This is a genomic window from Nocardioides sp. (assembly GCF_036401255.1).
Lineage (GTDB): Bacteria > Actinomycetota > Actinomycetes > Propionibacteriales > Nocardioidaceae > Nocardioides.
This window is the reverse complement of sequence record NZ_DASWVI010000309.1, coordinates 1-4,788: the sequence shown is the minus strand read 5'-3', so window position 1 is coordinate 4,788 and position 4,788 is coordinate 1. Positions and strand designations below refer to the sequence as shown.

Below are 4,788 nucleotides of genomic sequence, written 5' to 3'. Positions count from 1 at the left end.
CGCCGCCCACGGCTGGCCGGAGCGGCGCGGCTCGGTCGCCGCGGTGGCCGCCGACCTGCGCCGCGGCCGCTCGGGAGCGGTCTTCCTCGAGCCGTGGCCCGAGGACGGTGACCGGGCGAGCCTGCTCGGCCAGCGCTGCGGGGTGGTGCTGGAGTTCTGGGAGACCAGCGTCGAGGACGAGCTCGTCTCGGCCCGGCCCAACCGCTACGCCCGGCGCATCCCCCGCGGCACGCCGACCGTCGCCACCGAGGTCGAGGGCGTGTCCGTGCGCACGCTGCCGCTGATGGCCGAGCGCACGGTCAACGAGTGCGGGTTCCCCATCGACGTCGTCTACACCTGGGTCGACGGCAACGACCCGGAGTGGAACGCGGCGCGCGAGGACCGGCTGGCCCGGCTCAGCGGCACCGCGCTCACCCGGGAGTCCAGCGGGCGCGCGCGGTTCGTCTCCCGCGACGAGCTGCGGTACTCGATGCGCAGCCTGCACCTGTTCGCGCCCTGGGTACGCCGCATCCACCTCGTCACCGCCGGCCAGGTGCCCGACTGGCTGGACCCGTCGCACCCGATGATCCGGGTGGTCGACCACACCGAGATCCTCCCGACGGCGGCGCTGCCGACGTTCAACTCGCACGCGATCGAGACCTCGCTGCACCACGTGCCGGACCTCACCGAGCACTTCGTCTACGTCAACGACGACGTCTTCCTCGGCCGTCCGGTGCCGCCGGAGATCTTCTTCAGCCCCGCCGGCCTGTTCGCGGCGTTCCTCTCGCCGACGCAGGTCGGACTCGACGACGTGCCGGGTGCGCCGCCGTACCTCAAGGCGGCCTGGAACAACCGGCGACTGTTGCGCGAGGCGTTCGGGGTCGTCACCACCAACAACCTCGCGCACACCCCGCACCCGCACCGGCGCTCGGTGCTCGACGAGATCGAGCGGCGGTTCCCCGAGGCGGTGGCGGCGACCGCGGCCGCCCCGTTCCGCTCCGACACCGACGTCTCGATGCTCAGCTCGCTCGGCCAGCACTACGGTCTCGCGACCGGCACCGCGTTTCTCGGCGAGGCCGAGTTCGAGTTCGTCAACCTCTCCAACAGCGACCTGCTCCGCCAGCTCAACCAGCTGCTGGGGCGGGGGCAGGACTTCTTCTGCCTGGGCGACCACCACGACTACGCGATGTCCGCGGCGCGGCTGGACCGCGAGCTCGCGGCGTTCCTCGAGGCCTACTTCCCGATCCGGGCACCCTGGGAGCGCTGAGCGCTAGCCCAGGAAGCGGGTCACGACCCGCGCGATCCGCTCGCCCGCCAGCCCGTCCCAGAGCGGCGGGACCGGCCAGTCGTCCGGCCGACCAGCGGCGAGCACCTCGCCGACCACGCCGGCGAGACCCTCGGCCGTGACCAGCCGGTTGGTGCCGTCGGTGATCGTGACCGGCCGCTCGGTGTTGGGCCGCAGCGTCAGGCACGGCACCCCGAGGACCGTGGTCTCCTCCTGGATCCCGCCGGAGTCGGTCACCACCAGCGCGCTGCCGTCGACGAGGCTCAGGAACTCCAGGTAGCCCAGGGGGTCCACCGCGTGCACGCCCGCGTGCTCGAACAGGCCGGTGCGCGAGAGCCCCGGCCGGCTGCGCGGGTGGACCGGCAGCACCAGCGGCACCTGGTCGGCGGTCGCGTGCAGCGCCGCGACGACCTTGGCGAGGTCCTCGTCGCGGTCGACGTTGCCGGGCCGGTGCAGCGTCGCGACGGCGTACGCCGAGGGCAGCGGCCCGAGCCCGTCGAGCCGGTGCGGCCCCAGCTCGCCACGGTGGGCGAGCAGGGTGTCGATCATCGGGTTGCCGACCAGGTGGACGGCGTCGGGGTCGACGCCCTCGCGGGCCAGGTGGGCGACCGCGTCGACGCTCGTGGCCAGCAGCAGGTCGCTGAGCCGGTCGGTGACCAGCCGGTTGACCTCCTCGGGCATCGTCCGGTCGAAGCTGCGCAGCCCGGCCTCGACGTGCGCGAGCGGGATGCCGAGCTTGCTGGTGACCATCGCGGCCGCGACCGTGGAGTTCACGTCGCCGTAGACGACCACGAGCGCCGGCGGCGCGGCCACCCACAGCTCCTCGAGCCGCGCCATGATCGTGCCGGTCTGCACGGCGTGGCTGCCCGAGCCGACGCCGAGGTTGATGTCCGGCTCGGGCAGCGCCAGCTGCTCGAAGAAGACCCGCGACATGTTGTCGTCGTAGTGCTGGCCGGTGTGGACCAGCCGCTGGGCGATGCCTCGGGCCGCGAGCGCGCGCAGCACCGGTGCGGCCTTGGGGAAGTTGGGCCGGGCGCCCGTGACGTGCCAGACCACGGGGCCCTCGGTCGGGCCCTCGGTCGGGCCCTCGGTCGGCGTCGTCGCGGTGCGGGGGCCTTCACGCATGCGGACACGTCCTCGACTAGGGTTTCGGGCTGCCGCACCTTAGCAGCGGCGTCGGTCCGCGGGAGGAGCAGGATGACCAGCAAGCTCGTTGTCGTCGGGTTGGGCTACGTCGGCCTCCCGCTGGTCGCCGAGGCGGTCCGGGCCGGGCTGCCCGTGACGGGCTTCGACATCACCCCCGCGGTGGTGGCGGGTCTCAACGGCGGCCGCTCCCACGTCGACGACCTGTCCGACGAGGAGATCGCCGACCTGGTCGCCCGCGGCTTCCGCGCCACCGACGACGTGACGTGCATCCAGGACGCGGACGTGGTCGTGATCTGCGTGCCCACCCCGCTGAGCGCCGAGGGCGGCCCCGACCTCGCCGCGGTCGAGGGCGCCTGCCGCAGCATCGGCCCGCACCTGCGCCCCGGCACCCTGGTCGTCCTCGAGTCGACGACCTACCCCGGCACCACGGCCGAGGTGGTCCGCCCGATGCTCGAGGAGCTCTCCGGGTTGGGCCCCGACCGGCTGCACGTCGCCTACAGCCCGGAGCGGATCGACCCGGGCAACCCGCGCTTCGGCCTCAAGAACACCCCTAAGGTCGTCGGCGCCGACGACCCGGTCGCCGCCGAGCGGGTGCGCGACTTCTACGCCCAGGTGGTCGACGAGGTCGTCGTCACCAACGGCACCCGCGAGGCCGAGTCCGCCAAGCTGCTCGAGAACACCTACCGGCACGTGAACATCGCGCTGGTCAACGAGATGGCCCGGTTCTTCCACGAGCTCGACATCGACTTCTGGGAGGTCATCCGGCTCGCCTCCACCAAGCCGTTCGGGTTCCAGCCGTTCACCCCCGGGCCCGGCGTGGGCGGCCACTGCATCCCGATCGACCCCAACTACCTCAGCCACCGGGTGCGCACCCAGCTCGGCTACAGCTTCCGGTTCGTCGAGCTGGCCCAGGAGATCAACTCCGCGATGCCGTCGTACGTCGTCGGCCGGGTCAGCGAGCTGCTCAACGACCGGTCCCAGGCCCTGCGCGGCAGCACCGTGCTGCTGCTCGGCGTCACCTACAAGCCCGACATCGCCGACCAGCGCGAGTCGCCGGCGACCGACGTCGCCAAGCGGCTGCTGCGCGCCGGTGCCGTGGTGCGCTACCACGACCCGTACGTCGAGGACTGGGACGTCCCCGGCACCGAGCGCGCCGTCGGCGACCTGCTCGCCGAGGCCGCCGACGCCGACGTCACCGTGCTCCTGCAGAACCACTCCGACTACGACCTCGACGCGCTCGAGGCCGGCGCGCGCTGCCTGTTCGACACCCGGGGCCGCACCACCGGCACCCAGGCGCACCGCCTCTGACCCCGCGCGCACCGTCAGGGTGCCGACTCGGCGCCAATGCAGCCCGTCAGGGTGCCGACTCGGCGCCAATGCAGATCCGTGACGTGCTGAGTCGGCGCCAATGCAGATCGAGGGCCGGCACAAGCGCCGACTCGACGCCCCCAAGCCTGCACAAGCGCCGACTCGACACCCCGAGGGCCTGCACAAGCGCCGACTCGACGCCCCCAAGGCCTGCACAAGCGCCGACTCGACCCCGATCAGCCGCGGTGCAGGACGACCGCGCCCTTCTCCAGGGGCAGGTCGCGGACGTCGAAGTCCGGCAGCCGGTCGGCCCAGCGGGTGACGACGGCGCGGTCCTCGGGGCGCACGGTGTCGTCGACGACGATGCTGCAGCGCGCCGCGAACCGGTCGGCGAGCAGCGGCACGGCCGGGTAGCGCGCGGCCGGGCCGGTCGCCTTCGGCGGCCCGTCCACGACCAGCATCCCGATGTCGGCGAGGTCGGCGACCGCGGCCTCGTCGTACCACGGCGTCAGGTGGTCCGGGACGTGCGTGCGGGCCAGCGGCGCGTAGCGGACCTCGACGAGGTCGGCGACGCCGTGGCGCTCGAGCAGCTCGCGGGTCTGCGCGGCGTAGTGGGCGTTGTGGTCCAGCGACACGATGCGGGTGTCGAGTCCGTGCTCGCGGACGGCGAGGGCGAGTACCGCGGTCGACACCCCGCTGCCGAGCTCGACGACGACCCGTGGCCGCTCGGCGAGCAGGTGGTCGACGACCTCGAGCACGAGGTCGGGTGAGGCCGCCCAGCCGCCGAGCGGCGGCAGGCCGGCGCGCAGCGGCACGATCTCGGTGAGGTTGAGCAGGGCCTGGAGCTGCCGACGGGTGACGATGCCCTCGCGCTGGACGGCAGTGGAGACCTTGCGCGGGACCTTCTCGACGGCGGACACGACGGCGCCGATCCGGGCGAGCTGGCGGTCCGCCCGCTTCTGGCCGCGGCGAGCGGCCTGTTCCTGGCGCCGCTGCCCGGCCCGGGCCTGGCCCTCGAGGCGCGCCTGGAGCCGGTCGATGCGAGCGAGCGCGGCCCGGTGGCCGGCGAG

The 4,788-nt window shown here is 73.5% G+C and carries 4 protein-coding genes; 2 read left to right on the top strand and 2 right to left on the bottom strand.

Annotation, left to right across the window (positions count from 1 at the left end; translation table 11 throughout):
* A partial coding sequence (locus tag VGD85_RS14565; protein WP_331064163.1) for a stealth family protein occupies positions 1 to 1,246 on the top strand: 1,246 nt, incomplete at its 5' end.
* Between the two features lie 3 nt (positions 1,247 to 1,249).
* Here VGD85_RS14565 and wecB read toward each other — a convergent pair.
* Entirely contained in the window at positions 1,250 to 2,389 is a 1,140-nt protein-coding gene (gene wecB / locus VGD85_RS14560) for a non-hydrolyzing UDP-N-acetylglucosamine 2-epimerase (RefSeq protein ID WP_331064162.1), read from the bottom strand.
* 72 nt (positions 2,390 to 2,461) lie between these two features.
* Here wecB and VGD85_RS14555 point away from each other — a divergent pair, with 72 nt between their 5' ends.
* Positions 2,462 to 3,718, top strand: coding sequence for a nucleotide sugar dehydrogenase (locus tag VGD85_RS14555; RefSeq protein WP_331064161.1), 1,257 nt, complete (start codon positions 2,462 to 2,464; stop codon positions 3,716 to 3,718).
* A gap of 236 nt (positions 3,719 to 3,954) precedes the next feature.
* On the opposite strand, the gene VGD85_RS14550 is transcribed toward VGD85_RS14555, so the two are convergent.
* Positions 3,955 to 4,788 (bottom strand): class I SAM-dependent methyltransferase (locus VGD85_RS14550; RefSeq protein WP_331064160.1); only part of this gene is annotated, 834 nt, incomplete at its 5' end.

Excerpts from the sequence above, each read along its gene's own strand:
- VGD85_RS14555 (WP_331064161.1), top strand. The coding sequence starts at position 2,462 with ATGACCAGCAAGCTCGTTGTCGTCGGGTTGGGCTACGTCGGCCTCCCG.
- wecB (WP_331064162.1), bottom strand. The coding sequence starts at position 2,389 with ATGCGTGAAGGCCCCCGCACCGCGACGACGCCGACCGAGGGCCCGACC.